Below are 26,331 nucleotides of genomic sequence, written 5' to 3' on the forward strand. Positions count from 1 at the left end.
TTTTTATGACTTCAATTTATCATTGTTCTGATGACGATCGTGGTCGCGTTTGGTTTTGATTTCCAATTTTTTTTGAAAAGCAGTCTCCAAATCTACGCCTGTTTGGTTGGCCAAACACAAAACGACAAAAAGCACATCGGCGAGTTCTTCTCCCAAATCTTTCTGTTTATCGGACTCTTTTTCTGATTGTTCACCATATCGGCGTGCGATTATCCTGGCAACTTCACCTACTTCTTCGGTAAGTTGGGCCATATTGGTCAATTCGTTAAAATAACGAACGCCATGGTTTTGGATCCAATCATCTACTTCTTTTTGTGCTGCTTTTATACTCATTTTATTATATTTTGACCAATACGATTTCCTGACTTTCGGCATTGATTTGTTTGCTTTCAAAATCTTTCATCAGTCCATAATAATTGGCAGGTAAAACACTGTGCGCAATTTCATAAACGGAATTTAAAATGATATGTCCGTCTTTTTCTTCGATTTTATACACATATCCGGCTACATTTCCATCCACTACAAATTGTTTTTCTGAAGGTAAGGATTCTACTTTATAACCTTCTGGAATTTTGATTTTGATGATTTTCGATTTAGAAATTAAAGAACCAAACTCCAAAGGATAATTCCTGTTGTCTTGGGTAAATGAACTTTCTTTTAATTGGGTGAAAAGCATAGGGTTGAGGATCAGTTTGTTGGAGATGGATTCTCCAACAGGAATGTCTGTGAATTTGAAAGAATAGCGTAAAAGGCCTTTCTCAGCATTTTCATCAATTTTGTATTGCTCAACATCGAAATTAAATTGTTCCAAATAATTTTTATCAAATCCTTTCGGGTCTTCTACTTGACTCATTTTATCGGTCATCGCAAAATACTTGTCTTTCGTTTCAGTAAATACGCCCGAAACTTTTCCATCTTCAGACAAAGAAACATTGATTACTTCTTTTTCTGTACTTAGTGCATAATTGGTCAATTGAATTTCCTGAACTGTTCCGTTGTCCATGATTCGGAAGCCACGATGATTGAGGTCGCGTAATGGTAACATATTGATATCGCTGTACTTTTCAGTTGCATCCATCAGATACAATCCATTGTTGATTTCAACAGCGGCAATTACGAAATCCAAACTGGTAACTGAAGGGAAGGTATAGTTGACCATTAAATTCTGAACGGTACTTAAGACGACAGGATTGGCGTTTAGTCCAGCTTTTTGTAACATGGAGACGAGCATGAGATTTAGATCGGCTACATTTCCGGTTTTGTCTTTAAAAGTACTTTTTACTCCGGTGTCACTGCCCAATCCCGAATAATTGTTCCATGAATAATTGGATTTTACAAAATTGAAAATCGCTTGCATTTTTTCTTTTGGAGAAGTCAATCCGGAAGTGATGTTTTCTACGGTTTCATCTAGAAAACCATTGCCTTTTAATTGTCCACCAAATTCACTGTGATTCATCAAATCTTTCCCAATTGCTACCCAAGTGGTCGAATAATTCTCTGTGAGGAATCCCGGGTGTTCAAATTTCATCAATTCAAACCTGATGGAGGATTTTAAATTATTTAAATTGAAAACAAAAGGTTCTTTTCTAAGTGGTTTTACATTTTGAAATACATATTCCGTAATCGTATTATGGAAATTCATCCCCATAGCAGCCTTTCGAGTTTGGTTTACTTTTCCTCGTAAACCTCCTCTTTCATCTGGACTGTACACAAAGAACTCCGGTCTGATGAAAGTGAATTCACTATATTCAATCGGAATTTCTTGTTGGAAATACCATCTGTCGATTTCTTGATAAAAAGGAGAAACCACGGTGTATTTGTATTCGAGGACAGATCCATTTTGGACATTTGGAAATGCAAATTTTTCTGATTCGTAGTATTTGTTTTCCTTTTCTTTGAATATATCTGATCCTTTTACTTTGGTTTCTACAGCTTTTCCGTTTTCGAGATTATAAGTTGAACCTTTGAAACTGGTGATTTTTTCACGAGTAGAATTAGGAGAATATACCCGAACTTTTTTATTTAAAAATCGGCTGCTCAAATTGTCTTTATCGTAAACTTTTATACGACCTTCCACTTCTTCTGTGATGTAAAATCGATTTTCAGTTGTGGAAAGCTCAAGCCTTATCTCAGCTTTTTCATACAGAATTTCTCCTGCCGCATCAGCGTCGATCATGCTTTTTTCTTTTTTTAATTCTTCGACACTTACTTTCCCATATTTAAAATCTTGGGAAAAGCCATGAATGGTAAAAATGGAGAGGAGAAAAATAAATGTAGTTTTCATTTGTGGTATTGGGTTTTATATTTTTTCTATTAAAATTTTCGCATTATCAAATGACGATATTTTTCTTCGAAATTCTACGTAATCATTGAATTTTTCTTTTGGATAAGTTCCGTCTTTGATGATCAATTTCCGATTGACAGATAGTTTTCCGTTTTCTTTTTCTTCGGCCGATAAGAGATAGGTGCCAAATTCGTCCGCAAATAAAATGGGTTGAAATTTTTCGCTCATTTTGTATCCGGAAGGAAGTTGAAATTCAAATTCACTTTGGTCTGTATACCCAAATCTGATCTCAAAAGGATGTTGGCGGTCATTCATTTTTTTGAGATTGGTCGCCATTCCACCGATTGGTAAAATATTTAAAGTCATGCTGTTGCCGTAGTTTTTAGCAAATTGTCCCGATTCCAAATTGACCTTCATTTTAAATCTTGCATTTTCCCAATCATTTTCTATCTTATGTTGGTTGATGGTCAAATTTGGAAGGTTATTCCAAATATTTTGCAGAATTTTCTTTTGTTCTTTTTCCGTTTCAAAATGAAGTCGGTAAATATTGTCGTATTGCAAACCGGAAACTTCATATTGTATATCTGTTTTCAATTTCCCATCAGCTGAAATAATCCCCACACCTTTTATCAATTCTAAGTTTTGTTCGGTAGGAAAGGCTTGGGTTTTTTTGATTTCGGCACCGTCTGGTGTGATGATCAACGCCATTCTATTATCCGTAAATTTCCCCAAATAATTAAAAGCAGTAGTTTGGCTCGTTGCTTCCAACCAAATTTCTTCTTCTTCCAGCGGAACGTAGAGGATGACGTGGTTTCCTTGTTCGAGACTTGCGAAATCTGTAAAGAAATCCTCTCTTGGTCCAGATTCTATAACGGTGTAATAGGATGGAATTCCGACGGCTTCCAGCATGGATTGTAAATAATTGGTCAGCGCTTTGCAGTCGCCATAACTTTTGTTCTCTACATAAGAAGCCGGATAGGGTTTGAGTCCTCCTATCCCGAGTTGTACGCCGATGTACCTCGTTTTATTTTGTAGAAATTTATACACAATCTGCACTTTTTCTTTGTCAGAGGTTGCGTCTTTCACCAAATCTTGAAAAAATGCTTTTTGAGCAGGTTTTAAATCATTTGTTCCTTTTAGCAAAGTATTGTACCAAATGCCCAATTCATTCCAATTGGTGAAACTGCCTTTCACACCGTCGATTACAAATTCGGAAGTTGAAAATGCGACATAAGGAAAAAGATATTTTAAGCTCGGCATCAATTCTTCTTCCTGAAACGCTATTTCATTATTGATTTCATAGGTGATGATTGACTGTTCGTTGTTTTGAGTAGGGATTTTAAATGCTTCCAAATTCAATTCTTTTGAGAGCACTTTCACATTGGCGTTGTTCTCTAGTGTAAAAGAAGATTTTTCGATGGCAAGATTTGGATGTTTAATCGGCATCCATGTTTCCAAATAAGTGTCAGAATTGGTGTAATTGGATTTAAAATGCAGCGTGTATGGATAAGTTACCGGAGTGTAGTTCAGGTATTTGACCCTTGTGTCTGTGTACATTTGTCCATTGGAAATATAAGACTGATCAGAGAAATCTTTGGTTTTGAACTTTTTGATTTCTTTTCCATTGGCATTGTAATAAACTGCTTCAAGCGAATGAATCTTCAGACTCGGTTCATACATTTGATAGGCAGTCGCAAAGGCGTCTCCGGCTTTGTTAAATACGGTTATGACCAATTCTTTTGAATAAACGATTTTATGGATGGATTCAAATCGGATATGAATTGATTCATTTCGGATGACTGCATAAGCGTCTTTTTTTAATTCATCTGAAATGTTTTGCGCTGAAAAGTTTTGGGCATTGAGAATTGGAAAAACGCAAATGAAAATTAGTAGGAGGAAACGGTTCACGTTGTAAAAGTTTGATTCTAAGTGTTATGCTTTATTTTTTGAGTCCATACAGATGGTAACCGGGCCGTCGTTGATCAATTCAACTTTCATGTCGGCACCAAATTCACCTGTTTGAATTGGACTAATATATTTATTTTGCAAAATTTTAACAAAATTTTCATACTGATTTTTGGCCAAATCAGGTGGAGAAGAAAGGATGTATGATGGCCGATTTCCTTTTTTGGTCAATGCATGAAGTGTAAATTGACTCACCACCAAAATTTGGCCGTTGATGTCCTGAACCGAAACATTCATTACGCCATCTTCATCGTGGAAAATCCTAAGCTGGATCAATTTGTTAGCCATCCATTCAAAATCATCCTCAGCATCAGCTTGTTCAAATCCAACTAAAACCAACAACCCAACGCCTATTTCTCCGACGATTTTTTTATCAACCGTCACATTTGCGTGTTTCACTCTTTGGATGACAACTCTCATTTGGTTTACGAATTACTATTTGGTGGTTATTTTAATATTCTTCTTCTTCAATTTCTTCTAGAAAGCCGAGGTAATTATCATATCGGCTCGGTGCGATTTCTCCATTTTCAACAGCTTCGATGATTGCGCATTTGGGTTCGTTCAGATGCAAACAATTGTCAAATTTGCATTCGCCCTTTCGTTCAAATATTTCCGGAAAATACTGCTGGATTTCTTCTTTTTCCATTTCCACCAAACCAAATTCTTTGATGCCCGGCGTGTCGATGCAGTATCCGCCAAACGGCCATTCATACATTTCGGCAAAAGTGGTTGTATGTTGGCCTTTTTGGTTAAAATCAGAAACGACGGAAGTTTTTAAATTCAATTCCGGATTCAAAACATTCATCAATGTGGATTTCCCAACACCGGAATGACCGGCAATCAAGCTGGTGATGTCCTTGAGTTCTGATTGTAATTCGTCCAAACCTAAACCCGTTTTAGAGGAAATCTCCATCGTTTTATAACCGATCGCTTCATATAAATACCGATAATATTTCACTTCTTCTTTTAAATCTTCATCATAAGCATCCATTTTGTTGATCAACAAAACAACAGGAATATGGTAAGCTTCTGCTGTAACCAAAAATCTGTCGATGAAGCCAAAAGAGGTTTTTGGATTGTCAATTGTGACTACCAAAAATGCTTTGTCGATGTTGGATGCGATGATGTGTGATTTTTTAGATAAATTCACGGAACGACGAATGATGTAATTTTTCCGCTCATGGATTTTGGTAATGATTCCCAAACAGTCTTTGTCGGTCTCAAAGTCGACAAAATCACCGACAGCAACCGGATTGGTATGTCGGATGTTGTCCAACCTGAACTTTCCCCTGATCCGTGCTTTCACTATTTCGCCCGATTCGGTTTGTAAAATGTACCAACTTCCCGTTGATTTGATCACGCGTCCGTTCATGGAAATTAATTCGAATTTTCTTTGTTCATGATTTGATTTTGATGTGAAATGGATTCTTGATGGATGGCACGTACCAATTTGTCGATGAATTCTTCTGATAATCCAAGTTTTTCTCCTTGTTGGACTGAATTGTCTTTAATTTGTTTCCATCTATCCGGTTGAAAAACCGCTACGTTATGCTCTTTTTTTAATTCACCGATTTGGGATGCAATTTTCATGCGCTGCGCAATGGTTTCTAGAATTCCCTGATCGGTTTCATCGATTTCATTTCTAAGGTGATTGATTTTGGAATGGTAGAAGGCATCTTCGTCATCGCTTTTGCGCAATTCTATTTTTCGAAGAATTTCCAATAATCTATCTGGTGTGATTTGTTGTTTGGCATCGCTCCAAGCTTCGTCAGGTTGATGATGGGATTCGATCATCAAACCATCGTATTCAAAATTATAGGCCTGTTGAGAAACATCAAAAATCCCTTCTCTGTTTCCGCAAATATGAGATGGATCACAAACCATAGGGATTTCCGGCATTTTATTCATAAAGTCGAGAGCGATTTGCCATTGTGGGTTGTTACGGTATTTTGTTTTTTTATAAGTTGAAAACCCACGATGGATGGCGCCGAGGTTTTGGATATTTTGTTGTTGAAGCCGTTCGATGGCTCCCATCCAGAGTTCCAAATCGGGATTGACCGGATTTTTAACCAAAACTACTTTTTTGGTATCTCGTAAGGCTTCTGCAATTTCCTGAACGGTAAATGGATTTACCGTAGAACGCGCCCCGATCCATAGATAATCAACATCATATTCCAGTGCCAATTTCACATGACTGGCATTGGCAACTTCAGTTGCGATTTTAAATCCGAATTCGTCTTTGACTTTTTTTAACCAATTTAGTCCGATGGCTCCTACGCCTTCAAAACAATTGGGTTTGGTGCGTGGTTTCCAGATCCCGGCGCGGAAAACTTGAACATAATCTTTGTTCAATTGTTCTGCGATTTCCATCATCTGCTTTTCGCTTTCGGCACTACAAGGACCAGCGATGGCAAGTGGTTTGTCGAATTCTTTTATCCAGTTTAATTTCTGACTCATGAGTTTACAAATTTACGATTTTATTCAATTAATTAATGGTTTCAAGGCTGGTGGGGTAGGCTTTAACATCCACGATTGGGTCGACAGCATTTTGATAGCATCCTAAAATTTCAAGGGATGTGGTTTTGGGTCGAATTCTTTCAAGTAATAATTCCAATTTTCGATCAAAATCCAATTCTAAATCGACATGAAAAGCGTATTGCCAAGGTTCGTCCACGATAGGTACGGATTGAATTTTTTTCATGTTGATGTCCAAATTGGAAATTTCATTTAAAACATTGACCAAAGCTCCTTTTTCATGAGAAGTGGAAAATTTGAGTGAGACTTTTGAAAAGGAATCGGGTGCTGAAGCATTTTTTTTCAACACAAAGAATCGGGTGGAATTCTTGTAAATATTTTGGATATCGGGTTGTAGGATTTTTAATCCATATATTTCAGCTGAAAGTTTGGAGGCGATTGCGCCGATGTTTTTTAAATTTTTATCAGCAATCAATTTAGCAGTAGAAGCGGTGTCAGAGGATTCAAATATTTTGAAATGGCTGTTTTTCTCTAAAAATTTGTCACACTGTAAAAGCGCCATGGGATGCGAATGAACTTCTGTAATGCTTTCCCAATCAGCTTCTGGATGCACCATGAATTGATGGTGAATGGGCAAATATACTTCACCTACGATTTTCAAATTGTATCGGGTGATCAAGCGGTAATTGGGCAATAGCGTTCCAGCGATGGAGTTTTCTATGGCCATAATCCCGAATTCTGACTCTTCTGTATGAATCGATTTGGCTACTTTTGAGAAGCTGTCCAATTTGTTTAAGTCCAAGTTTTGATTGGTGAAAAATTCAATTGCAGCTTGATGGTGGTAAGATCCTAAAGTTCCTTGAATGGCTATTTTCATGCGTTTTAAGTATAAAAAAAGTCCCGCCTTTTGAGCGGGACTGTGATTTCGTTTATGGTTTTGATTTATTTCATCACATAGATTACCCGCTTCTGAACGCTTGTCCAAAAGAAGTAATAAAAAAATGTGTTAAATAAATTGTTCATTTCCTGATGATTGTTAGGCAAATGTAATTAATTCTTGAAAAAAACGAAATTTTTTAAAAGAAAATTTGAAATATAAAAAAAGCCGATTTAAAAATCGACTTCCTAATTTGTATGTATAGAATGATTTATTCGAATTTTAAGGAGAAGAAAACGCCTCTTGTAGAAAGCGATTTAAGCGATCCTGCCCATTGTGGAGGTGTGTCGGGATTGTCCTGAACCAATTCGTTGTTGAATAGGAAAATTCCTTTTAAAGCCGGCGTTAATTTGAACTTTTTGAAATAGATTTCAACACCTAACTCTGCTTGCCAGTTGACGTTATGGGTTTTCATCCGGAACATGGCATCTTGGTTGTCTTCCTCTTTCTTTTCATTGGATTGAAGATTGACCATGTATCCGACACCAGCTTGTAGATAAGGTCTTGTGTTGACCCAACGATCACCATGGACTTTCAAAAGCAAAGGAATGTCGATGTAGGTAGATTTTACTTCACGAACGCTATCGACTTCAGAGGAAATGTTACCGAAATATAAATTTCTTTCAGCAAAATGAACACCTGGTTCTAATTTTAGATCCAAATATTCATGCAATTTCATTTTTCCCATTAAACCGACAGAAAATCCCATTTTATTTTCTTGTCGCAAATAAATCATCCCTTGTTGGTTCAGACCATTGTCGCCCGGCGTTACTTTGAAGGACATCAAATTGGTTCCCAAAAAGTATCCCCAGCTAAAAGGTTTTTCATCAAAATCCTCGCGATGCCAAGTTTTATCGTTGTTGGGACGAAATTGGCCAAATGAATTGACCATCAATGAAAAAAGGAGTATTGCCAAAAAATTTCTCATCTGTTCTGTTCTAGTTTTTTCATTTAGGTCAGTTTGATTTGCGGTTGAAAATGGATTTTTCAAAACTGCTGAATTCTTACCCTTTCCTTAACGAAAATTTCTGTGTTTTATTTTAAGCTCTCGTAAATGCTTGCGATTCCAAAAGTAAGTTTTTTATCGTAAGGTTCTACAAAATTTGAATTTTTTAAAATTTTCTTCATTTCATCTCCATATGGAAATGCTTTTACAGAGTCAGGTAGATAGGTGTATGCGCTTTGGTCTTTGGATATTTTTTTACCGATTTTTGGCAGGACATATCGCGAATAAAATGTGTACAATTGTTTCATGGGAACGGCTTCCGGCTGTGAGAATTCTAAGATGATGAATTTTCCGCCCGGTTTTAAAACCCTGTAAATGTCGTCCAATCCCTTTTTTAAATTCTCAAAATTCCGAACGCCAAATGCAACCGTAATTACATCAAAGGAATTGTCTGCAAATGGCATTTTCTCTGCGTCTCCTTGGATCATTTCGATGCGGTTTTCCAGATTTTGCTCTTTCACTTTTTTACGACCGACTTCCAACATACCAGCAGAAAGATCAAATCCGGTGATTTTGGCATCGGTTGCTTTTGCCATCGCAATCGCCAAATCTCCCGTTCCGGTGGCGATATCCAAAATGGTTTTTGGGTTTTCTTTTTTGACCGATTTTACCACTTTTTTGCGCCAACTTACGTCAATTCCCATCGATAAAATGCGGTTCAACAAGTCATATTTTCCTGAAATATTGTCAAACATCTGTTCGACTTGTTGCTTTTTGGTTAAATCTGAATCCGAATAGGGTTTTACATTACTCATAAGTTTGCAAAGTTAAATATTTTGTGCGAAGTTGGGTGTGGGATGTAGGAAGTAATTTTTTTGATTATTTTCTCCATTTGACTGATTTATGTAGATGATAATTTACGTGAATTCACTATCTGTTGTTAGTCATCCATCATCCATCATCCAACATTACTCATAATTCTCAAAATAAAATTGTTTGAAATCGTCTTTGGAAAATATTTTGGATAAATCGGTCGGAACGCCTTTTTTCAAAAAGATTTTAGGGTAATTCTGATCCAGATTATAATAGAAATCTTGGATGTAAATTTCGTTGAAATGTTTGATGTTTCCATGATAAATTTTTTCATCGATGGTGATCGTTTGGGAAGTAAACAAGGAATCTCGGTTTCTTCCGGCGCCATAAGGCCGTAGAAATACATAATAATCTGCGCGAGTTGGATTGATAATCGCATTGAAACGGGTTACGTTAATGATGGTATCGACGCTTTTTCCATTGTAATTGAACTTTAAACTATGTTTTCCGCCGTCCATTTGGATTTCCGTAGTTTGTTTGGGTGCGATAGAATACGTCTTTTCATCCAATTGGACTTTTAATATTTCGTCAGAAGGATTGGTGATCAGATAACTGTCTTTTTTTTCCAAAAAGAATTTGTAAATACCAAAGGAAAGGATAATAATTCCGATGGTCACCAATAAACCGATCATCGCAGGATTCTTTTTCATTTTATTCTTTTTAAATAAATTTTGTATCCGTTTTCAAGTATTTTATTAAAATTATCCACAAATTCATCATGTTGATTAGGGTCATATTCAATATTCATTACGACAGGATTAGGAGTATTGTGACTTATAAAATAAATAGAGTCATCACTAATTTTATGTATATTATAACTATAATAGTAATCGTAATCTAAAAATTCAATTATCGAATCCGATTTAAGTTTGTATGCTTGTTCATTTAAACAATCAGAAAGACCATTTTTATATGGATAAATTTTTAATTTTTCATTTGATTTAAATTCAAATACAGAATTTATTCTTAATGTGTCGGTACACATAGAACCATGTGAAAATGGATTAATTTCACAGTCATAAATTTGCCATTTACCAATAATCCAATCGGACTTATTTTTTTTACAATTAATCAGTACTAGAATAATACTAATAAATAGGATTCGCCTAAATAAATTCATTTAGCAAAATTACCCAATCGAAACCGAAATAATTCAAAACACCACAAAGTTTTTCTACTTTGCGAAATAATTGTACATTTGCAGCCGCATACATAATAATCATTTAAAACAATATTGGAATGTATTTGACAACAGAAAAAAAACAAGAAATTTTTGCAAAACACGGTAAATCTACAACAGATACCGGTTCTGCCGAAGGCCAAGTTGCCTTATTTACCTTCAGAATCAACCATTTGACGGAGCATTTGAAAAGAAATCGTAAAGATTTTGCTACGGAAAAAGCATTGGTTGCGCTCGTAGGTAAAAGAAAAAGTTTATTGGATTATTTGAAAAACAAAGACATCGAAAGATATCGTGCGATCATCGCCGAGCTTGGTCTTCGTAAATAATTCAAAACAACAACAGAAAAAAGGGCAATTGCAAGATTGCCTTTTTTGTTTTTTAGAAGTTTCAATTTCAAACTTGAAACCTTGAACTTGAAACCTGAAATGAAAATTATAGAAAGACTATAAATAACCGTGAAGCAAACGGCTTCACACAGACGAATTAAAAACATTAGACGATGATTCCACAAGCAATCACAGAAACGATTACACTGGCAGATGGCCGGGAAATCACGATTGAAACGGGAAAGTTAGCCAAACAAGCTGACGGTTCCGTTGTTGTAAAAATGGGCGGTACGATGCTTCTTGCCACCGTAGTTGCCAACAAAGAAGCCAACCCTGGTGTTGACTTTTTACCTTTGACAGTAGATTATAGAGAGAAATTTTATGCAGGAGGAAAGATTCCGGGGAATTTTTTCCGTAGAGAAGCAAGACCTTCTGACCAAGAAATTTTGACCATGCGTTTGGTAGACCGCGTTTTGAGACCTTTGTTTCCGGAGGATTTTCATGCGGAAGTTCAAGTGATGATTTCACTTATTTCTTATGACGGACAGTCTATTCCGGACGATTTAGCCGGACTTGCTGCTTCTGCGGCAATCGCCATTACTGACATTCCGTTTAACGGACCGATGTCTGAAGTACGTGTCGTGCGTATCAATGGAGAATTGTCCATCAATCCCAACTACAAACAATTGGCAGAAGTCGAATTGGATATCGTGGTCGGTGCTACGAAATCTTCTATCGTGATGGTAGAAGGTGAAATGAAAGAGATCACGGAAGAGGAAATGCTCGAAGCGATCAGTTTTGCACACGAAGAAATCAAAAAACAAATAGAAGCGCAAGAAAGATTGGCCGAGAAAGTCGGGAAATCTGCGCCGAAAAGAGAATATAGCCATGAAGATCACGATGAAATAATCCGTGAAAAAGTATGGGCAGAATGTTACCAAAAAGTATATGACGTTGCCAAATCTCCTTCTGCAAAAGAAGAAAGAGGAGAGAAATTCAAAGCCGTTTTGGATGAATTTTTAGCACAATATGAAGGTGATGAAGAAGAATTGGCCCGCGTTACGCCATTTGTAAAAGTATATTACCACGATGTGGAAAAAGAAGCGATGCGTCAGATGATTTTGAACGAACAAGTTCGTCTAGATGGTCGTAACCCGAAAGAAATCAGACCGATTTGGTGTGAAGTGGACTATCTGCCAGGAACACATGGTTCTGCAGTATTTACACGAGGAGAAACCCAGTCATTGACTGCTTTGACGCTTGGTTCTTCCAAAGATGCCAATATGGTAGACAGCGTGATTTCACAATACGATGAAAAATTCTTCTTACATTATAATTTCCCACCATTTTCAACCGGTGAAGCGCGTCCATTAAGAGGAACTTCTCGTCGTGAGGTTGGTCATGGAAATTTGGCACAAAGAGCATTGACTTGGACCTTGCCAGAGGAATATCCTTATACAGTCCGTATCGTTTCAGATATTTTGGAATCCAACGGATCCTCTTCCATGGCGACGGTTTGTGCCGGAACTTTGGCGTTGATGGACGGTGGTGTGCCAATTAAAAAACCGGTTTCCGGAATCGCAATGGGATTGATAACCGATCAGAAATCAGGGAAATTTACCGTTCTTTCAGACATCTTAGGAGACGAAGATCATTTGGGAGATATGGACTTTAAAGTTACCGGAACCAAAGACGGAATCACAGCTTGTCAGATGGACATCAAAATTCAAGGTTTGACCATGGACATCATGAAACAAGCGTTGGAACAAGCACGTGAAGGTCGTATTCATATTTTAGGCGAAATGATGAAAACAATCACCGAATCTCGTGAGCAATTGAAACCAAATGCACCGAAATTGATCGTAGTTGAAATCCCTAAAGAATTCATCGGTGCGGTAATCGGACCAGGTGGAAAAGTAATTCAAGAGTTACAAAAAGAAACCGAAACGGTTATTGCAATCGAAGAAACCGAAACTTCAGGACGCGTAGAAATTGCAGGTGTAGATCAAGCGAAAATCGATGCAGCCATCGCTCGCATCAAACAAATTGCATTTGTACCGGAAGTAGGTGAGACCTACAATGCCGTTGTAAAATCCATCAAACCATTTGGAGCTTTTGTTGAGATTTCAAAAGGCGTAGAAGGATTGGTTCATATTTCCGAAATCGAGCACAGACGTTTGAATACGGTTGAAGAAGTATTGAACTTGAACGATAAAGTGAAAGTGAAATTCTTAGGTTATGATGATAAAAAGAAAATGAAACTTTCCATCAAAGCTTTGTTACCAAAGCCGGAAAAAGCCGAAAAGCCGGCTCAAAACAATAATTCTGCTGAATAATTTGACTTTGTCGAATCTTCGATTTCAGTTGTTATACTCGAAAAACGCCTCCATTTGGGGGCGTTTTTTTATTTCAATTCAACTCAACTTCAAAACTCTCACCCAAACTCAAACTTCCTTCCGACTTATTTTCCGGATGCGATTTAAATCCTTTCAACTTTGAAGTTTTTCCTTTTTGTATCAAATCTTGTATTTGTTTCTCAGTCAGCTTTTTACCAAAAATTTCAAATGGAATTTTAAACCCACATTTCTTAAAATTCGTACAACCAACAGCCGTTTTCCCTTTGACCAATTTAGCGGATTTGCATTTCGGACAATCCATTTCTTCCCAAATGATTTTCGATTTTTTGCGTGATGCTTTTTCTTTTTTGACTTCAGGTTTTACTTCGTGCAGTTCTATGGTTTTGCCTCTTCCTGTTTTTACTTTTTGTGTCAATTCCCAAACCATTTTGATCAATTCTTGTTTGAATTGATTTGCTTCATATTCACCACTTTCTATCTTTCGGAGTTTTGATTCCCATTCGCCCGTCAATTCCGGACTTTTTAACAATTCATCTTCGATCGTATCGATGAGTTCCATTCCGGTTGAAGTCGCAACTAGGTTTTTGCGTTTTTTTTCAATGTATTTTCTTCGAAACAAAGTTTCGATGATGTTCGCTCGGGTGGAAGGTCTTCCGATCCCATTGTTTTTCATCATTTCCCGCAATTCCTCATCTTCTACTTGCTTTCCGGCAGTCTCCATCGCACGGAGTAAAGTCGCTTCTGTAAAGTGTTTAGGAGGGGAAGTTCTTCCTTGATGGACAAATGGTTCATGTGGTCCGGTTTCGCCAACTTTAAATTCGGGAATGGATTGTTCTTCGTTTTTTTCTTCCTCAGATTCGTCCTTTTTGTCTTTAACATAAACTTCGCGCCAGCCCAATTCTAAGATTTGTTTTCCGGTTGCTTTGAAAGGAATTTCGCCTACTTTACCTTCAACGAGCGTATTGGAAATTTTACACTCCGGATAAAAAACCGCAATAAACCGACGCGCAATCAGATCATAAATTAATTTTTCTTCTCTCACCAAACTAGCGCTCGGCGGAATGTCGGTTGGGATGATCGCATGGTGATCGGTCACCTTTTTATCGTCAAAAACCGCTTTGGATTTCTGAATCGGTTTTTCCAGAAGAGGCGCAATTAAATGGGTGTAAAAATGCATTTTCTGAAGAATTCCGGGAACTTTCGGATGCAAACTTTCCGACAAATAAGTCGTGTCTACCCGCGGATAAGTCACATGTTTTTTCTCGTATAAACTTTGGACATATTTCAACGTATTTTCAGCTGAAAAACCAAATTTTTTATTTGCCTCAACTTGCAAAGCCGTCAAATCAAACAACCGCGGATTTTTTTCTTTTCCTTCTTTGATTTCAAATGAAAGGATTTCAAAAAGGTGTTGTTTCAAATAATCCAAACCTTTTTCCGCTCTTTCTTGGGAATTCAACCGATCTATATCCGCATTGAACACAACTTCTCGGTATTTGGTTTTCAATTCCCAATAATCTTCCGTTTGGAATGCATCGATTTCTTTTTGTCGCTGAACAATCATCGCCAAAGTCGGCGTTTGAACTCTTCCAATCGACAAAACCGCTTTTCCACCACCAAATTTTTTGGTAAATAATCTCGTTGCATTGATGCCTAGAAGCCAATCCCCAACAGCTCTTGCGTTGCCGGCGAGATAAAGATTCAGGTATTCTTCAGCAGGTTTCAGATTTTCAAAACCTTCCTTGATCGCTTCTTCCGTCAAAGACGAAATCCAAAGCCTTTTGGTCGGTTTGTCACAACCTGCTTTTTGTAAAACCCAACCTTGGATGACTTCTCCTTCCTGTCCGGCATCACCACAATTGATCACTTCTTCACAATCTTGAACCAATTTTTCAATGGTTTTGAATTGTTTTTCAACGCCTTTGTTGGTCAGTAATTTGATGCCAAATCGCTGTGGAATAATCGGTAAAGTATTTAAATCCCAGTACTTTAAACTCGGATCATAATCATGAGGTTCTTTCAGCGTGCACAAATGCCCAAAGGTCCAAGTTACACAATAGCCATTCCCTTCCAAATAACCATCCCGAGCCGTTGTAGCGCCCAGGACTTTGGCGATATCTCGTGCTACACTTGGTTTTTCTGCGATGCAAAGTTTCATGAATGGAAATTTGGACTACAAAAATCTGTAAATTTTTTGACTTCGAATTAGCCTTAAGACGAAAGCTGAATTGAATTAGCTAAATCATTGATCGACTGTGTGAAATTCGTAAAAACAAAAAATAGAAATTAAAAACAAAGTTGCAGCTCCGCCAATTCCTCTGATCAATCTTGCAGCAGCTAAATGGGATTTTTCTTTTTGATCTTTAATCCAATCTCTGTACAAATAAACCGAATAATAGATTCCCAAAATCCCAAATGAAATTCCTCCGATCAATTGAATGTTCATCCTTTTACCAATTCTATCGACTCCAAATCGCTGAAATCTTCACTTAAATCTTTTGACAAATGGAAAATCTTTTCATTCTCAAATAATTCAATTGGACTGAAAACCACCAAAACATCTTGACGTTCATCGTTGACCAATAAAAAGAAATCTAACAAATCTTCGTTAACATCTGTATCATTTTTGCGAAGAAATTCCTTCAAATTTTGATCAATAATCGTTTTATCAATTGCCGCAATTTCAAAAATTTTTGTACTTCCTAAATAATATATCTCATCAAATTCTGCTAAAACTTCTTTCTCCAATAAAGTCTGTAAAGAATCCAACCAAACATTCATAAATCTTTCTTTTTAATTAATTTTCACTTTTTTTATCAAAAACCGCATCCAAACTAAATCTTCCTGCTCCTTCAAAAATCAACAACAAACTCCCAAAAAACATCGCCAAAGCCGGTGTCATTTCTTCCAAACTCAAATGTCTGTCCACAACAAAAAACGCAACCAGAAAATTGATCAACATCAGAAAAGCCACAAACCTTGTTTGGAGGCCGAGTACGATCAAAAGTCCGCAAATCATCTGTGCATAAACCGAGAGTGGCGCTGATAAAGTCGGATAAGGAACGCCATAACTATCGAGAAATTGAGCAAATTCAGCCATTTTCTCTGAACTGACCACATTGTCCCAAACGCCTAAAAATATCCGACCTCCCATGAAAAATCGAAATAGTAAAAGTCCTAAACCTTTTAATGCTTCCATAGTTTTTGAATTAGTTGCACTAAATTAACGAAAATCAATCAATTCATCGAAATATTTAGCTTTTGACAAACAGAATGGATTTGAAATGCTGAATAAAAATCCATTATATTTGTTTCGACAACAAACACACAAATGAATTATCTTTCGGCGAACAGCCTTTCCAAATCCTACGGGATCAGGACGCTATTTCGTGAAGTTTCCTTTCACGTAAATGAAGGAGACCAAATCGCATTGGTGGCCAAAAACGGCAGTGGAAAATCTACATTGTTGAAAATTCTGGCTGGTAAAGAAACTTCAGATTCCGGTGAAATTCTATTCAACAAAGACGTTAAAGTTCTCTTGTTTGAACAAACCGATGATTTTAACGAAGCTTTAAATGCAAGCGATTATATTTTTAATCATTCGAATTCGGTTTTGGATGTCATCCGAAAGTATGAAGAATTGATGCTGAAAAATCCATTTGATCCTAAACTTATGGACCTGATGGAAAAAATGAACCAATTGGATGCTTGGAAAGTGGAATCAACGATTCAGGAAATTCTTTCCAAACTCAAAATTGATTTTCTTCATCAAAAAATTGGCGAACTTTCCGGTGGTCAACGCAAAAGGATTTCTTTAGCTAAATTCTTGATTGACATCAGTTTAGAGTCTGGTCATTTGTTGTTGATACTGGATGAGCCGACCAACCATCTCGACATCGAAATGGTCGAATGGCTCGAATTCTTTTTGAACAAAGAAAATAAAACCATGATTTTGGTGACGCATGATCGCTATTTTCTCGATGCGATTTGTACCAAAATCATCGAACTGGAAGGTGGACAAACTTACGTACACAATGGTGATTATGAAACTTATGTGAACAACAAAGCCATCCGCATTGAAAACCAAACTGCAGAAATCGGAAAAGCCCAAAACCTTTACAGAAAAGAATTGGAGTGGATGCGTCGCCAACCCAAAGCCAGAACGACAAAATCCAAAAGTCGGATCGACGATTTTTACGATACCAAAGAAAAAGCCCATCAGAAAATCGATAAATCGGAAGTGAAACTCGATATGCAGATGACGCGATTGGGTAAAAAGATTATCGAAATGAAAGAAGTTTCCAAACGATTTGGAGAGAAAATCATTTTGGACAATTTTTCCCATTTTTTCGGACGTGGCAATAAAATCGGGATCATCGGGAAAAATGGCGTTGGAAAAACGACTTTTTTAAAAATAATTGAAGGAATCGAAACCGTTGATTCGGGTGAAATCGAAATTGGTGAAACGCTGAAAATCGGCCATTTCAAACAAGATGGAATCGACTTTAAAGAAGACCAGCGCGCCATCGATTTTGTAAAAGATTTAGCTGAGTCTTTTCCGCTTTCAAATGGAAAACAACTTTCGGCTTCGCAATTCATGGAATTGTTTCTTTTCAGTCCGGAACAGCAATACACGCCGATTCAGAAATTGAGTGGAGGTGAAAAAAAACGTTTGCAATTGCTGGCGGTTTTGTTTCAAAATCCAAATTTTTTAATACTCGATGAGCCGACCAATGATTTGGATTTACCGACTTTGACGGTTTTGGAGAATTTCTTACGGGATTTTCAAGGTTGTTTGCTCATCGTGAGTCACGACCGCTATTTCATGGACAAAGTTGTGGATGAAATGATGGTTTTTGAAGGGGATGGTAAAATCAATTGGTTTTTGGGAAATTATACCGAATATTTTTTGATCCAAAAGGAATTGGAAGAAACCAAAAAGATTCAAGAAAAACCAAAAGAAAAAATCCAAGAGACTTCAAAAGCAAATGCTAAAAAAGTGAGTTTTAAGGAAAAACGAGAATTTGAAACGCTTGAAAAAGAAATTCCAAAACTTCAAGAATTAAAAGAAAATTTAACCGATAAATTATCCCAACCCGATTTAGATTTCGAAGAATTACAGAAAATCAGTTTAGAATTGGAAAAAACCATAGAAAAGCTGGATGAAAAAGAAATGCGTTGGTTGGAATTGTCCTTATTAACAGAAGATTAATGGGTTGCGAAGAAGTCATAGGGTATTTTGGAGCACTTTTTATAGGGCTCATCATGGGATTGACCGGAAGCGGTGGTTCCATTCTTTCGATTCCTATTTTGGCTTATTTGTTCCATTTGGATGAAAAAACGGCAACGGCTTATTCGCTTTTTATCGTAGGTACGACGGCATTGTTTGGAGCAGTTCAGTCTGTTTGCAAAGGATTGGTCAATTATAAATCGGTTTGGATTTTTGGGATTCCGGCAGTTGTTGGCGTTTTATTGATCAGAAGAATCGTCTTACCGGTTCTACCCGAAGTATTGTTTCATGTACTCGGATTTGAAGTCACGCGTCGGATGTTTATATTTGGGCTTTTCGGGCTTTTGATGTTATTGGCAGCCTATACGATGTTGCATAAATCCAAAATAAATTTGTCCGAAATTGACAAAAAATCATTTGAGTTTAATCCCTTAATGTTGAGTGAAGGATTTTTCTTAGGCGTTTTTATGGGTTTAATCGGTGCTGGAGGTGGATTTTTAATCGTTCCGGCTTTGATGCTCATTGCCAAATTGCCGATCAAAGAAGCCATCGGAACTTCATTGGTAATCGTTTGTTTGAATTGTTTGATCGGATTCTTTTTGGGTGATTTTTTCACATTGGAGATCGATTGGTATTTCTTGTTAAAATTTGTGGTCATCTCCTTGATCGGTATTTTTATTGGCGGGATTCTAACTCAATTTGTCAACAATCAAAAACTGAAAGTACTATTTGGATACTTTATAGTAGGAATGGCGGTATTCATTTTTATGATTGAATTCTTTATAAAACCCAATTGAACTTAAGGATGAATGATATCATATTAAAATTTAAAACCAACTAAAATTCATAAATTTACACTTTAAATTCTTTAAAATGAAAATCGAACAAATCTATACTAAATGTCTGGCTCATGCGGCTTATTATGTTGAAAGTGAAGGAGAAGCAGTTGTAATTGATCCCTTGCGTGAAATAGACTCTTATTTTGAAATGGCCCAAAAAAATGGCGCAAAAATCAAATATATTTTTGAAACGCATTTTCATGCTGATTTCGTTTCAGGACATTTGGAATTGGCTAAAAAATCCGGCGCTCAAATCGTTTATGGACCAACTGCTGAAGCCGATTTTGACTTTCACATTGCAAAAGATGGTGAAATTTTTCAAGTAGGAAAATTAACCTTTGAATTGTTGCATACACCAGGACATACCATGGAATCTTCTTGTTTTTTGCTGCGAGATGAAAATGGAAAAGAAATCGCGTTGTTTTCAGGAGATACACTGTTCATCGGTGATGTAGGTCGTCCGGATTTGGCGCAGCGCGTTTTTTCCGATTTGACACAAGATAAATTGGCGGGGCATATGTTTGATTCGCTTCGAAATAAAATCATGCCTCTTTCCGACGAAATCGTCGTGTATCCCGGTCATGGAGCAGGTTCGGCTTGTGGAAAAAACATGAGCAAAGAAACCTTTGACACACTTGGAAACCAGAAAAAAGTGAATTATGCGTTGAATCCCGATTTGTCCAAAGATGAATTCATCAAAGAATTGACCACCGGATTAACGCCTTCTCCGGCTTATTTCCCAAACAATGCTGTGATGAACCGCAAAGAATCTTTGGGATTTGATGACGTCTTGAAAAAGAATTTAAAACCATTGTCGGTAGAAGAATTTGAAACGTTGGCTGCTGAACCGGATGTGTTGGTTTTGGATACGCGTCATCAAAATGATTTCGTAAAAGGATTTGTTCCAAATTCTTATTTCATCGGTGTTCAAGGTGATTTTGCACCATGGGTGGGAACGGTAATCGAGAACATCAACCAGAAAATAATTTTTATCTCCGAAATCGGTAAAGAAGAAGAAGTGATCATGCGTCTGTCCCGAATCGGATATGACAACGTTTTAGGTTTTCTAAATCGTGGATTTGACGAATGGAAAAATGAAGGAAAACCGGTTGAAACTTTGGAAAGCATTGATATTTCCGAATTTGAAAAACAATACACATCCAATCCTGAAATCAACATTTTAGATGTAAGACGTGCAGGCGAATTTGACTCAGAACACGTAAAATCGGCTCAGAATCTTCCGGTGGATTATATCCATAAAAATTTACATGAAGCTTCGGCCGATAAAACTTATTTCGTGCATTGTGCCGGTGGATATCGTTCTGTGATTTTCGCATCTATCGCGAAATCCAAAGGTTATGATAAATTGATCAATGTAGAAGGTGGATTTGGGAAAATCAAAACTTCAGATGTTTTTCCAAAAACTGAATTCGTTTGTCCGACGACGATGTTGTAAATTACAGTGTAAAAATATAGAATGTATCAACCTCGCAGGTTTCTGAAATCGGCGAGGTTTTTTATATATACTTAAATCATTTTTTAGCAGACTTCTTAGTTTTCAAAAAAGCAAACGTCAGCATCACGCCTATAAAAGCCATTCCCACACCGACCAAAACCGGCGTATCATACGCTAATCCCATCGTTATCGGAATTCCACCCAAATAAGCACCTAAAGTATTTCCCATATTAAAGCTGGCTTGTCCGGCAGAAGCAGCAAAGGTTTCTGCGCCTTTGGCATCTCGGATGAGCATCATCTGAATCGGTGAACCCACCGAGAAAGAAATCACACCCGTGATAAAAGCCATCACATACGCCATTTCATGAATATGTGCTGTAAAATGAACGACCAATAAACAGAGAACCATCGATGAAAAACAAATGATGGTCGCTTTAGTCGGATTGACCGCATCGGCCAATTTTCCACCCAAAATATTTCCAAAAAACATCCCGAGACCTACCAGAATCATGATCATCGGAACACGTCCTTCGGGCACATTGGAAACTTCGGTTACCATCGGAGCGATATAGCTGATCCAAGCAAATAACCCTCCGGTTCCGATGGAAATGATCGCAATCAAAAGCCAAGAACGGCCTTTTTTAAAATAGGAGAGTTGACCAAAAAGATTTTTATTGGAACCTTGAATCTTAGGCAACCAAAACCATAAAGCTAAGAAAGTAACCAAACCCAAAAAGGCGATTATTCCATAGGTAATTCGCCAAGAATAATGATGGCCAATGTAGGTTCCGAGCGGAACACCGATCAAATTGGCAAGTGTCATTCCGGTGAACATCGTCGCAATCGCTTGGGCTTCTTTTCCCTTTTTTGCCAAATGAGTAGCTACGACAGAACCTACGCCGAAAAATGCGCCATGCGGCAGTCCGGCTGCAAATCGGGAGACTTCAAGTAAGAAAAATCCAGGAGCGATGGCAAATAATCCATTGAACACAAAAAAGACCAACATTAACACCATCAATACGGTTTTGGGTGGATATTTCCCTGAAAACAACACCAAAGTCGGTGCGCCAACTACAACACCAAGCGCATACAAAGCAATCAAATGAGCTGCTTTTGGGATTTCGATTTCGAGGTCTTTTGCGATGTCGGGAAGAATTCCCATCATCGTAAATTCAGTCATTCCTATCGCCATTCCCCCAAATGCGAGGGCTATCAATCCTTTGTTCATCTGAATTTTCATAAGCGCACAAATGTCGAGCTGATTTCAATAAGAAAAAATGGAAATGAGCATTATTTTTTTATGGCGAAATTAAATTTGGTTATGATGTTTATTTGTATCTGTAAATCAATATTTTAGGTAAATTTGATGAATTGATTTTAAGAAATAAAAAGAATTAAACATCCATTTCTTTCAATTCTTTGATCAAATCCCGAAATTTCGCAGCTTCGATAAAATCCAAATTGGCAGCTGCTTTTTCCATTTTCTTTTGAAATTCTTCGATTTTATTGTTTAAATCATCGGCCGACATATTACCATATTTCGCTTTTTCCTCTGCAGCAATATTGTTCAAAGGTTTTCTTTCATAAGGATTCAATTCAAATTGTTCCGCAGAATTTTTGATCAAATTGATTTTTTTGTTCAGCGGTTGCGGGGTTTTATTGTTATCTGCATTGTATTTCATTTGAATTTCGCGACGTCGATTGGTCTCATCGATGGTCATTTGCATGCTTCCGGTAATTTTATCGGCATACATGATCACACGTCCGTTTACATTTCGCGCAGCTCGACCTGAAGTTTGCGTCAACGAACGATGGTTCCTTAAAAAACCTTCTTTGTCCGCGTCTAAAATCGCTACCAACGAGACTTCCGGTAAATCCAAACCTTCTCTCAATAAATTCACACCCACCAAAACATCAAACAAACCAATTCGTAAATCCTGCATGATTTGTACACGCTCCAAAGTGTCCACATCCGAATGAATGTACCTTGTTCGCACACCAAATTTGGTTAAATATTTGGTCAATTCTTCTGCCATTCGTTTGGTCAAAGTCGTTACCAAAGTACGTTCGTCTATTTCCGCTCGTTTTTGGATTTCTTCCATTAAATCGTCCATTTGGTTTAAAGAAGGACGTACTTCGATGATCGGATCGAGTAATCCGGTCGGGCGGATGATTTGTTCCACCACCACACCTTCTGATTTCTCCAATTCGTAATTTGCCGGCGTAGCCGACACATAAATCACCTGATTTTGCATCGCTTCGAATTCTTCAAATTTCAATGGTCTGTTGTCCATCGCCGCCGGAAGTCGAAACCCGAATTCCACCAAATTTTCCTTACGGCTTCTGTCGCCACCGTACATCGCATGAACTTGAGGAATCGTTACGTGGGATTCGTCCACTACCATCAAATAATCTTTTGGAAAATAATCGAGCAAACAGAAAGGTCGCGTTCCGGGAAGTCGACCGTCGAGATAGCGCGAATAATTCTCAATTCCTGAACAATAGCCCAATTCTTTCATCATCTCCAAATCAAATTCGGTGCGTTCTTGTAATCGTTTCGCTTCCAAATGTTTCCCGATTTCCTGAAAATAAGCGACTTGTTTTCCCATATCCAATTGGATGGATTTGATGGCACCGTTTAGCGTATCTTGTGAAGTCACAAACAAATTCGCCGGATAAATATTGATTTTGTCTAAAGTCGAAATCGTCCGTCCTGAAGCCGGATCAAATGTGGAGATTTCTTCGATTTCATCGCCAAAGAAATGAATCCGAACCGCTTGGTCAGAATACGCCGGAAAAATATCCGTTACATCACCACGAACCCGGAAATTTCCACGTTGAAATTCCACTTCCGAACGCGAATACAACGAACTCACCAACTTTTGTAAAAATTGTGTTCGGGAAATTGTATCACCTGCATTTATGTTGATGATGTTTTTATGAAATTCAGTCGGATTTCCGATACCGTACAAACAGGAAACGGATGCAACTACCAATACATCTCGTCTTCCGGAAAGGAGAGAAGAAGTTGTGCTCAATCGTAATTTTTCGATTTCTTCGTTAATTGACAAATCTTTTTCGATGTACAATCCCGTCGTCGGAATATACGCCTCAGGCTGGTAATAATCATAATAGGAAACGAAATATTCAACCGCATTTTCCGGAAAAAATTCCTTGAATTCCATATACAATTGCGCCGCTAAAGTTTTGTTATGCGCCAAAACCAAAGTCGGTCGTTGTGTTTCCTGAACGACATTTGCAACTGTAAAAGTCTTTCCCGATCCGGTTACACCCAAAAGTGTCTGGTATTTATCACCGGAAAGAATTCCATCCGACAAAGATTGAATCGCTTTCGGCTGGTCGCCCGTAGGCTCAAATTCAGAATTGATTTTAAATGACATATTCGGATTTGGAATGAGAATGCAAAGGTACGTTAAAAATGATGGAAGCTGGATGTTGGAAGCTGGATGATAGAAAAAGAAAAGTTAATTTTCACGCGCCGCAGCGGACAAATTAACTCATTTTCAAATTAGCTTCGCCTTTTCCCACAACTCATCTTGTTCTTTCAGCGAAAGTTCTGCGATGTTTTTCCCTTGTTGCTTCGCTAAATCCTCAATTTTTTGAAATCGTGAAATGAATTTTTTATTGGTGCGTTCGAGTGCATCCTCAGGATTGATTCCGGTGAAACGCGCATAATTGATGAGTGAAAACAAAACATCCCCAAATTCTTGTTCGCGTTTGGTTGCTTCTGTTTCTGCTTTGAATTCGTTGATTTCTTCCTGCACTTTTGCCCAAGTGTCTTCCGAATTCTCAAATTCAAATCCTACACCTTTTACTTTTTCCTGAATCCGATAGGCTTTTACCATTGCCGGAAGGGATTTGGGAACGCCTTCAAGAACGGATTTTTTTCCCTCTTTCAGCTTGAGTTTTTCCCAATTTTGTTTGACTTCCTCTTCGTTGGCAACTTCTACATCGCCATAAATATGCGGATGACGGTGAATCAATTTCTCCGAAATGCCATTCAGCACATCGGCCACATCAAAATCATTAGTTTCGGAAGCAATTTTCGAATAAAAAATCAAATGAAGGAAAAGGTCGCCCAATTCCTTCTTGATTTCATCTGTATCCTTTTCCAGAATCGCATCGGAAAGTTCATACATTTCCTCGATGGTCAAAATACGAAGCGATTCCAAGGTTTGTTTTTTGTCCCAAGGACATTTTTCACGCAAATCGTCCATAATGTCTAACAGACGGTTAAAAGCTTCTAATTTATCTTTGCGTGAATTCATATTCGTTTAAAGTTCAAGGTTTAAAGTTTAATGTTTTTTAAATCATCCAACATCAAACATCCCTCATCCAACATTTATTCTTCTTTCTTCGCTTTCGCAGCTTTTTTCTTCGGTTTTTCTTCCGTTGCAACTTCCTCTGTAGCAACTTCTGCAACTGGTTCCGGCGTCACCAAACCTTTGGCTTGAAGGATGTTGTACCATTGGAATAACTTTTTCAAATCGGAATCATAAACTCTGGATTCGTCGTATTCCGGTAAAACTTCTTCAATGTATTTTCTTAAAGTAGCACCTGATTCTTTATGGTTGATTGTCGGTCCACCGTTTTCTTTTTCATAGATTTTGGTGAAAACGTCTTTCAATGGAAATTCTTCCGAAACCCCATAAATCGCTACATTTTCGAGCAAACTCACGTTGTTATGTGCTGAAATAGAAGTCTTTTTTCCTTTGTCTAAATCTTCTACGATAAAACTTCCTTTGGCTTGAGAAACCAATTTGAACAATCCCGGTTTTCCGGAAATTGAAATAATCTTTGTTAAATCCATAATTCTTCTTCAGTCAATTTTTAGTTGGGAAATTGCATCTGATAATCTGCTTTCACTTTCCCTTTTGATATATTTTTTAATTTGTTTTGAACCAATTTTTTCTTGAATGGCGATAAATAATCCGTAAACAAAATGCCTTCGATGTGATCGTATTCATGTTGAATCACGCGGGCACGAATGTCGGAAATTTCTTCTTTGTGTTTTTTAAAATTTTCATCTAAATATTCGATGACTATGGTTTCCGGTCTGGAAACGTCTTCCCGCACACCCGGAATGCTCAAACAGCCTTCGTTAAACTTCCATTCTTCTCCTTTTTTCTCGATGATTTTTGGGTTGATGAATACTTTTTTGAAAGATTTTAATTCTTCAGAAATATCCTCATATTCTTCATCATCTGCAAAAGGCGTCAAATCTACTATAAAAAGTCGGATTGCCAAACCGATTTGAGGTGCTGCCAAACCTACGCCGTAAGCATCTGCCATCGTCTCAAACATGTTTTCAATCAATGGTTTGAGGTTTTTGTAGTTTGGGTCGATGTCAACTGCTTTTTGTCTTAAAACTGGATCACCAAATGCACGAATGGGTAAAATCATGTTGAAAATTTGATGCAAAGATAAAACTATGTAGAA

The 26,331-nt window shown here is 37.5% G+C and carries 25 protein-coding genes; 5 read left to right on the forward strand and 20 right to left on the reverse strand.

Features of this window, described 5'->3' with window-relative positions:
• Positions 1-3: 3 nt before the first annotated feature.
• From HU137_RS06455 to HU137_RS06505, 11 genes are all read right to left on the reverse strand, one after another.
• Positions 4-333: a nucleotide pyrophosphohydrolase gene (locus HU137_RS06455; RefSeq protein WP_182042967.1), complete on the reverse strand. Its 330-nt coding sequence runs from the start codon at positions 331-333 to the stop codon at positions 4-6.
• A 4-nt stretch (positions 334-337) separates the two neighbouring features.
• Entirely contained in the window at positions 338-2,284 is a 1,947-nt protein-coding gene (locus HU137_RS06460) for a DUF3857 domain-containing protein (protein WP_182042968.1), read from the reverse strand.
• A 15-nt stretch (positions 2,285-2,299) separates the two neighbouring features.
• Positions 2,300-4,192: a DUF3857 domain-containing protein gene (locus HU137_RS06465; RefSeq protein ID WP_182042969.1), complete on the reverse strand. Its 1,893-nt coding sequence runs from the start codon at positions 4,190-4,192 to the stop codon at positions 2,300-2,302.
• A 24-nt stretch (positions 4,193-4,216) separates the two neighbouring features.
• Positions 4,217-4,669, reverse strand: a complete 453-nt coding sequence (gene dtd / locus HU137_RS06470) for a D-aminoacyl-tRNA deacylase (protein ID WP_182042970.1) — start codon at positions 4,667-4,669, stop codon at positions 4,217-4,219.
• A 31-nt stretch (positions 4,670-4,700) separates the two neighbouring features.
• The gene (gene rsgA / locus HU137_RS06475; protein ID WP_182042971.1) at positions 4,701-5,621 is read right to left on the reverse strand and encodes a ribosome small subunit-dependent GTPase A; all 921 of its coding nucleotides are present in this window, start codon (positions 5,619-5,621) and stop codon (positions 4,701-4,703) included.
• Positions 5,622-5,626: 5 nt separating this feature from the next.
• Positions 5,627-6,706 carry a bifunctional 3-deoxy-7-phosphoheptulonate synthase/chorismate mutase type II gene (locus HU137_RS06480; protein WP_182042972.1) on the reverse strand — a complete coding sequence of 360 codons (1,080 nt, stop codon included), beginning with the start codon at positions 6,704-6,706 and terminating at the stop codon, positions 5,627-5,629.
• 28 nt (positions 6,707-6,734) lie between these two features.
• Entirely contained in the window at positions 6,735-7,601 is an 867-nt protein-coding gene (locus HU137_RS06485) for a prephenate dehydratase (RefSeq protein WP_182042973.1), read from the reverse strand.
• A gap of 271 nt (positions 7,602-7,872) precedes the next feature.
• On the reverse strand, positions 7,873-8,589 hold the full coding sequence (gene porT / locus HU137_RS06490) for a type IX secretion/gliding motility protein PorT/SprT (RefSeq protein ID WP_182042974.1): 717 nt from the start codon (positions 8,587-8,589) through the stop codon (positions 7,873-7,875).
• 107 nt (positions 8,590-8,696) lie between these two features.
• Positions 8,697-9,422, reverse strand: coding sequence for a bifunctional demethylmenaquinone methyltransferase/2-methoxy-6-polyprenyl-1,4-benzoquinol methylase UbiE (gene ubiE, locus HU137_RS06495; protein ID WP_182042975.1), 726 nt, complete (start codon positions 9,420-9,422; stop codon positions 8,697-8,699).
• 153 nt (positions 9,423-9,575) lie between these two features.
• Entirely contained in the window at positions 9,576-10,130 is a 555-nt protein-coding gene (locus HU137_RS06500; RefSeq protein ID WP_182042976.1) for a hypothetical protein, read from the reverse strand.
• Positions 10,127-10,600: a hypothetical protein gene (locus HU137_RS06505; RefSeq protein WP_182042977.1), complete on the reverse strand. Its 474-nt coding sequence runs from the start codon at positions 10,598-10,600 to the stop codon at positions 10,127-10,129. The genes HU137_RS06500 and HU137_RS06505 overlap by 4 nt, the downstream gene beginning before the upstream one ends.
• A gap of 119 nt (positions 10,601-10,719) precedes the next feature.
• Between HU137_RS06505 and rpsO the strand changes: the two genes are divergently transcribed.
• On the forward strand, positions 10,720-10,989 hold the full coding sequence (gene rpsO, locus HU137_RS06510) for a 30S ribosomal protein S15 (protein WP_182042978.1): 270 nt from the start codon (positions 10,720-10,722) through the stop codon (positions 10,987-10,989).
• A 173-nt stretch (positions 10,990-11,162) separates the two neighbouring features.
• Positions 11,163-13,325, forward strand: a complete 2,163-nt coding sequence (locus HU137_RS06515) for a polyribonucleotide nucleotidyltransferase (protein WP_182042979.1) — start codon at positions 11,163-11,165, stop codon at positions 13,323-13,325.
• A gap of 73 nt (positions 13,326-13,398) precedes the next feature.
• Here HU137_RS06515 and HU137_RS06520 read toward each other — a convergent pair whose 3' ends face one another.
• The 4 genes from HU137_RS06520 to HU137_RS06535 form a co-directional block, all read right to left on the reverse strand.
• A complete protein-coding gene (locus tag HU137_RS06520) occupies positions 13,399-15,504 on the reverse strand; it encodes a type IA DNA topoisomerase (RefSeq protein WP_182042980.1) in 2,106 nt (701 codons plus the stop codon).
• Positions 15,505-15,588: 84 nt separating this feature from the next.
• Positions 15,589-15,792, reverse strand: coding sequence for a hypothetical protein (locus HU137_RS06525; RefSeq protein ID WP_182042981.1), 204 nt, complete (start codon positions 15,790-15,792; stop codon positions 15,589-15,591).
• Positions 15,789-16,127, reverse strand: a complete 339-nt coding sequence (locus HU137_RS06530) for a hypothetical protein (protein ID WP_182042982.1) — start codon at positions 16,125-16,127, stop codon at positions 15,789-15,791. Before HU137_RS06530 ends, HU137_RS06525 begins: the two co-directional genes overlap by 4 nt.
• 16 nt (positions 16,128-16,143) lie before the next feature.
• The gene (locus tag HU137_RS06535) at positions 16,144-16,545 is read right to left on the reverse strand and encodes a DoxX family protein (protein ID WP_182042983.1); all 402 of its coding nucleotides are present in this window, start codon (positions 16,543-16,545) and stop codon (positions 16,144-16,146) included.
• 132 nt (positions 16,546-16,677) lie between these two features.
• On the opposite strand from HU137_RS06535, the gene HU137_RS06540 reads away from it, so the two are divergent.
• The 3 genes from HU137_RS06540 (at position 16,678) to HU137_RS06550 (ending at position 20,871) form a co-directional block, all read left to right on the forward strand.
• On the forward strand, positions 16,678-18,558 hold the full coding sequence (locus tag HU137_RS06540; RefSeq protein WP_182042984.1) for an ABC-F family ATP-binding cassette domain-containing protein: 1,881 nt from the start codon (positions 16,678-16,680) through the stop codon (positions 18,556-18,558).
• On the forward strand, positions 18,558-19,373 hold the full coding sequence (locus HU137_RS06545; RefSeq protein ID WP_182042985.1) for a sulfite exporter TauE/SafE family protein: 816 nt from the start codon (positions 18,558-18,560) through the stop codon (positions 19,371-19,373). The genes HU137_RS06540 and HU137_RS06545 overlap by 1 nt, the downstream gene beginning before the upstream one ends.
• A 76-nt stretch (positions 19,374-19,449) precedes the next feature.
• A complete protein-coding gene (locus HU137_RS06550; RefSeq protein ID WP_182042986.1) occupies positions 19,450-20,871 on the forward strand; it encodes an MBL fold metallo-hydrolase in 1,422 nt (473 codons plus the stop codon).
• Between the two features lie 76 nt (positions 20,872-20,947).
• Here the strand turns inward: HU137_RS06550 and HU137_RS06555 are convergent, their stop codons facing one another.
• From HU137_RS06555 to def, 5 genes are all read right to left on the reverse strand, one after another.
• The gene (locus HU137_RS06555; protein ID WP_182042987.1) at positions 20,948-22,099 is read right to left on the reverse strand and encodes an MFS transporter; all 1,152 of its coding nucleotides are present in this window, start codon (positions 22,097-22,099) and stop codon (positions 20,948-20,950) included.
• Between the two features lie 166 nt (positions 22,100-22,265).
• The gene (uvrB, locus tag HU137_RS06560) at positions 22,266-24,272 is read right to left on the reverse strand and encodes an excinuclease ABC subunit UvrB (RefSeq protein WP_182042988.1); all 2,007 of its coding nucleotides are present in this window, start codon (positions 24,270-24,272) and stop codon (positions 22,266-22,268) included.
• A 123-nt stretch (positions 24,273-24,395) separates the two neighbouring features.
• The gene (gene mazG, locus HU137_RS06565) at positions 24,396-25,160 is read right to left on the reverse strand and encodes a nucleoside triphosphate pyrophosphohydrolase (RefSeq protein ID WP_182042989.1); all 765 of its coding nucleotides are present in this window, start codon (positions 25,158-25,160) and stop codon (positions 24,396-24,398) included.
• A gap of 74 nt (positions 25,161-25,234) precedes the next feature.
• Positions 25,235-25,702: a DUF5606 family protein gene (locus HU137_RS06570; RefSeq protein ID WP_182042990.1), complete on the reverse strand. Its 468-nt coding sequence runs from the start codon at positions 25,700-25,702 to the stop codon at positions 25,235-25,237.
• Positions 25,703-25,722: 20 nt separating this feature from the next.
• Positions 25,723-26,295 carry a peptide deformylase gene (gene def, locus HU137_RS06575; RefSeq protein WP_182042991.1) on the reverse strand — a complete coding sequence of 191 codons (573 nt, stop codon included), beginning with the start codon at positions 26,293-26,295 and terminating at the stop codon, positions 25,723-25,725.
• Positions 26,296-26,331 lie beyond the last annotated feature (36 nt).

This window comes from Moheibacter lacus, assembly GCF_014042165.1.
In the GTDB taxonomy this organism is placed as follows: domain Bacteria; phylum Bacteroidota; class Bacteroidia; order Flavobacteriales; family Weeksellaceae; genus Moheibacter; species Moheibacter lacus.

What these genes read in the sequence shown, in the direction of transcription:
- HU137_RS06500 (WP_182042976.1), bottom strand. Translation starts at nt 10,130, where the DNA reads ATGAAAAAGAATCCTGCGATGATCGGTTTATTGGTGACCATCGGAATT.
- HU137_RS06555 (WP_182042987.1), bottom strand. Translation starts at nt 22,099, where the DNA reads ATGAACAAAGGATTGATAGCCCTCGCATTTGGGGGAATGGCGATAGGA.
- mazG (WP_182042989.1), bottom strand. Translation starts at nt 25,160, where the DNA reads ATGAATTCACGCAAAGATAAATTAGAAGCTTTTAACCGTCTGTTAGAC.
- rsgA (WP_182042971.1), bottom strand. Translation starts at nt 5,621, where the DNA reads ATGAACGGACGCGTGATCAAATCAACGGGAAGTTGGTACATTTTACAA.
- HU137_RS06530 (WP_182042982.1), bottom strand. Translation starts at nt 16,127, where the DNA reads ATGAATGTTTGGTTGGATTCTTTACAGACTTTATTGGAGAAAGAAGTT.
- HU137_RS06505 (WP_182042977.1), bottom strand. Translation starts at nt 10,600, where the DNA reads ATGAATTTATTTAGGCGAATCCTATTTATTAGTATTATTCTAGTACTG.
- rpsO (WP_182042978.1), top strand. Translation starts at nt 10,720, where the DNA reads ATGTATTTGACAACAGAAAAAAAACAAGAAATTTTTGCAAAACACGGT.
- uvrB (WP_182042988.1), bottom strand. Translation starts at nt 24,272, where the DNA reads ATGTCATTTAAAATCAATTCTGAATTTGAGCCTACGGGCGACCAGCCG.
- HU137_RS06485 (WP_182042973.1), bottom strand. Translation starts at nt 7,601, where the DNA reads ATGAAAATAGCCATTCAAGGAACTTTAGGATCTTACCACCATCAAGCT.
- HU137_RS06540 (WP_182042984.1), top strand. Translation starts at nt 16,678, where the DNA reads ATGAATTATCTTTCGGCGAACAGCCTTTCCAAATCCTACGGGATCAGG.
- HU137_RS06480 (WP_182042972.1), bottom strand. Translation starts at nt 6,706, where the DNA reads ATGAGTCAGAAATTAAACTGGATAAAAGAATTCGACAAACCACTTGCC.
- HU137_RS06570 (WP_182042990.1), bottom strand. Translation starts at nt 25,702, where the DNA reads ATGGATTTAACAAAGATTATTTCAATTTCCGGAAAACCGGGATTGTTC.
- HU137_RS06545 (WP_182042985.1), top strand. Translation starts at nt 18,558, where the DNA reads ATGGGTTGCGAAGAAGTCATAGGGTATTTTGGAGCACTTTTTATAGGG.
- HU137_RS06455 (WP_182042967.1), bottom strand. Translation starts at nt 333, where the DNA reads ATGAGTATAAAAGCAGCACAAAAAGAAGTAGATGATTGGATCCAAAAC.
- HU137_RS06515 (WP_182042979.1), top strand. Translation starts at nt 11,163, where the DNA reads ATGATTCCACAAGCAATCACAGAAACGATTACACTGGCAGATGGCCGG.
- HU137_RS06460 (WP_182042968.1), bottom strand. Translation starts at nt 2,284, where the DNA reads ATGAAAACTACATTTATTTTTCTCCTCTCCATTTTTACCATTCATGGC.
- HU137_RS06520 (WP_182042980.1), bottom strand. Translation starts at nt 15,504, where the DNA reads ATGAAACTTTGCATCGCAGAAAAACCAAGTGTAGCACGAGATATCGCC.
- porT (WP_182042974.1), bottom strand. Translation starts at nt 8,589, where the DNA reads ATGAGAAATTTTTTGGCAATACTCCTTTTTTCATTGATGGTCAATTCA.
- dtd (WP_182042970.1), bottom strand. Translation starts at nt 4,669, where the DNA reads ATGAGAGTTGTCATCCAAAGAGTGAAACACGCAAATGTGACGGTTGAT.
- HU137_RS06535 (WP_182042983.1), bottom strand. Translation starts at nt 16,545, where the DNA reads ATGGAAGCATTAAAAGGTTTAGGACTTTTACTATTTCGATTTTTCATG.
- HU137_RS06525 (WP_182042981.1), bottom strand. Translation starts at nt 15,792, where the DNA reads ATGAACATTCAATTGATCGGAGGAATTTCATTTGGGATTTTGGGAATC.
- ubiE (WP_182042975.1), bottom strand. Translation starts at nt 9,422, where the DNA reads ATGAGTAATGTAAAACCCTATTCGGATTCAGATTTAACCAAAAAGCAA.
- def (WP_182042991.1), bottom strand. Translation starts at nt 26,295, where the DNA reads ATGATTTTACCCATTCGTGCATTTGGTGATCCAGTTTTAAGACAAAAA.
- HU137_RS06550 (WP_182042986.1), top strand. Translation starts at nt 19,450, where the DNA reads ATGAAAATCGAACAAATCTATACTAAATGTCTGGCTCATGCGGCTTAT.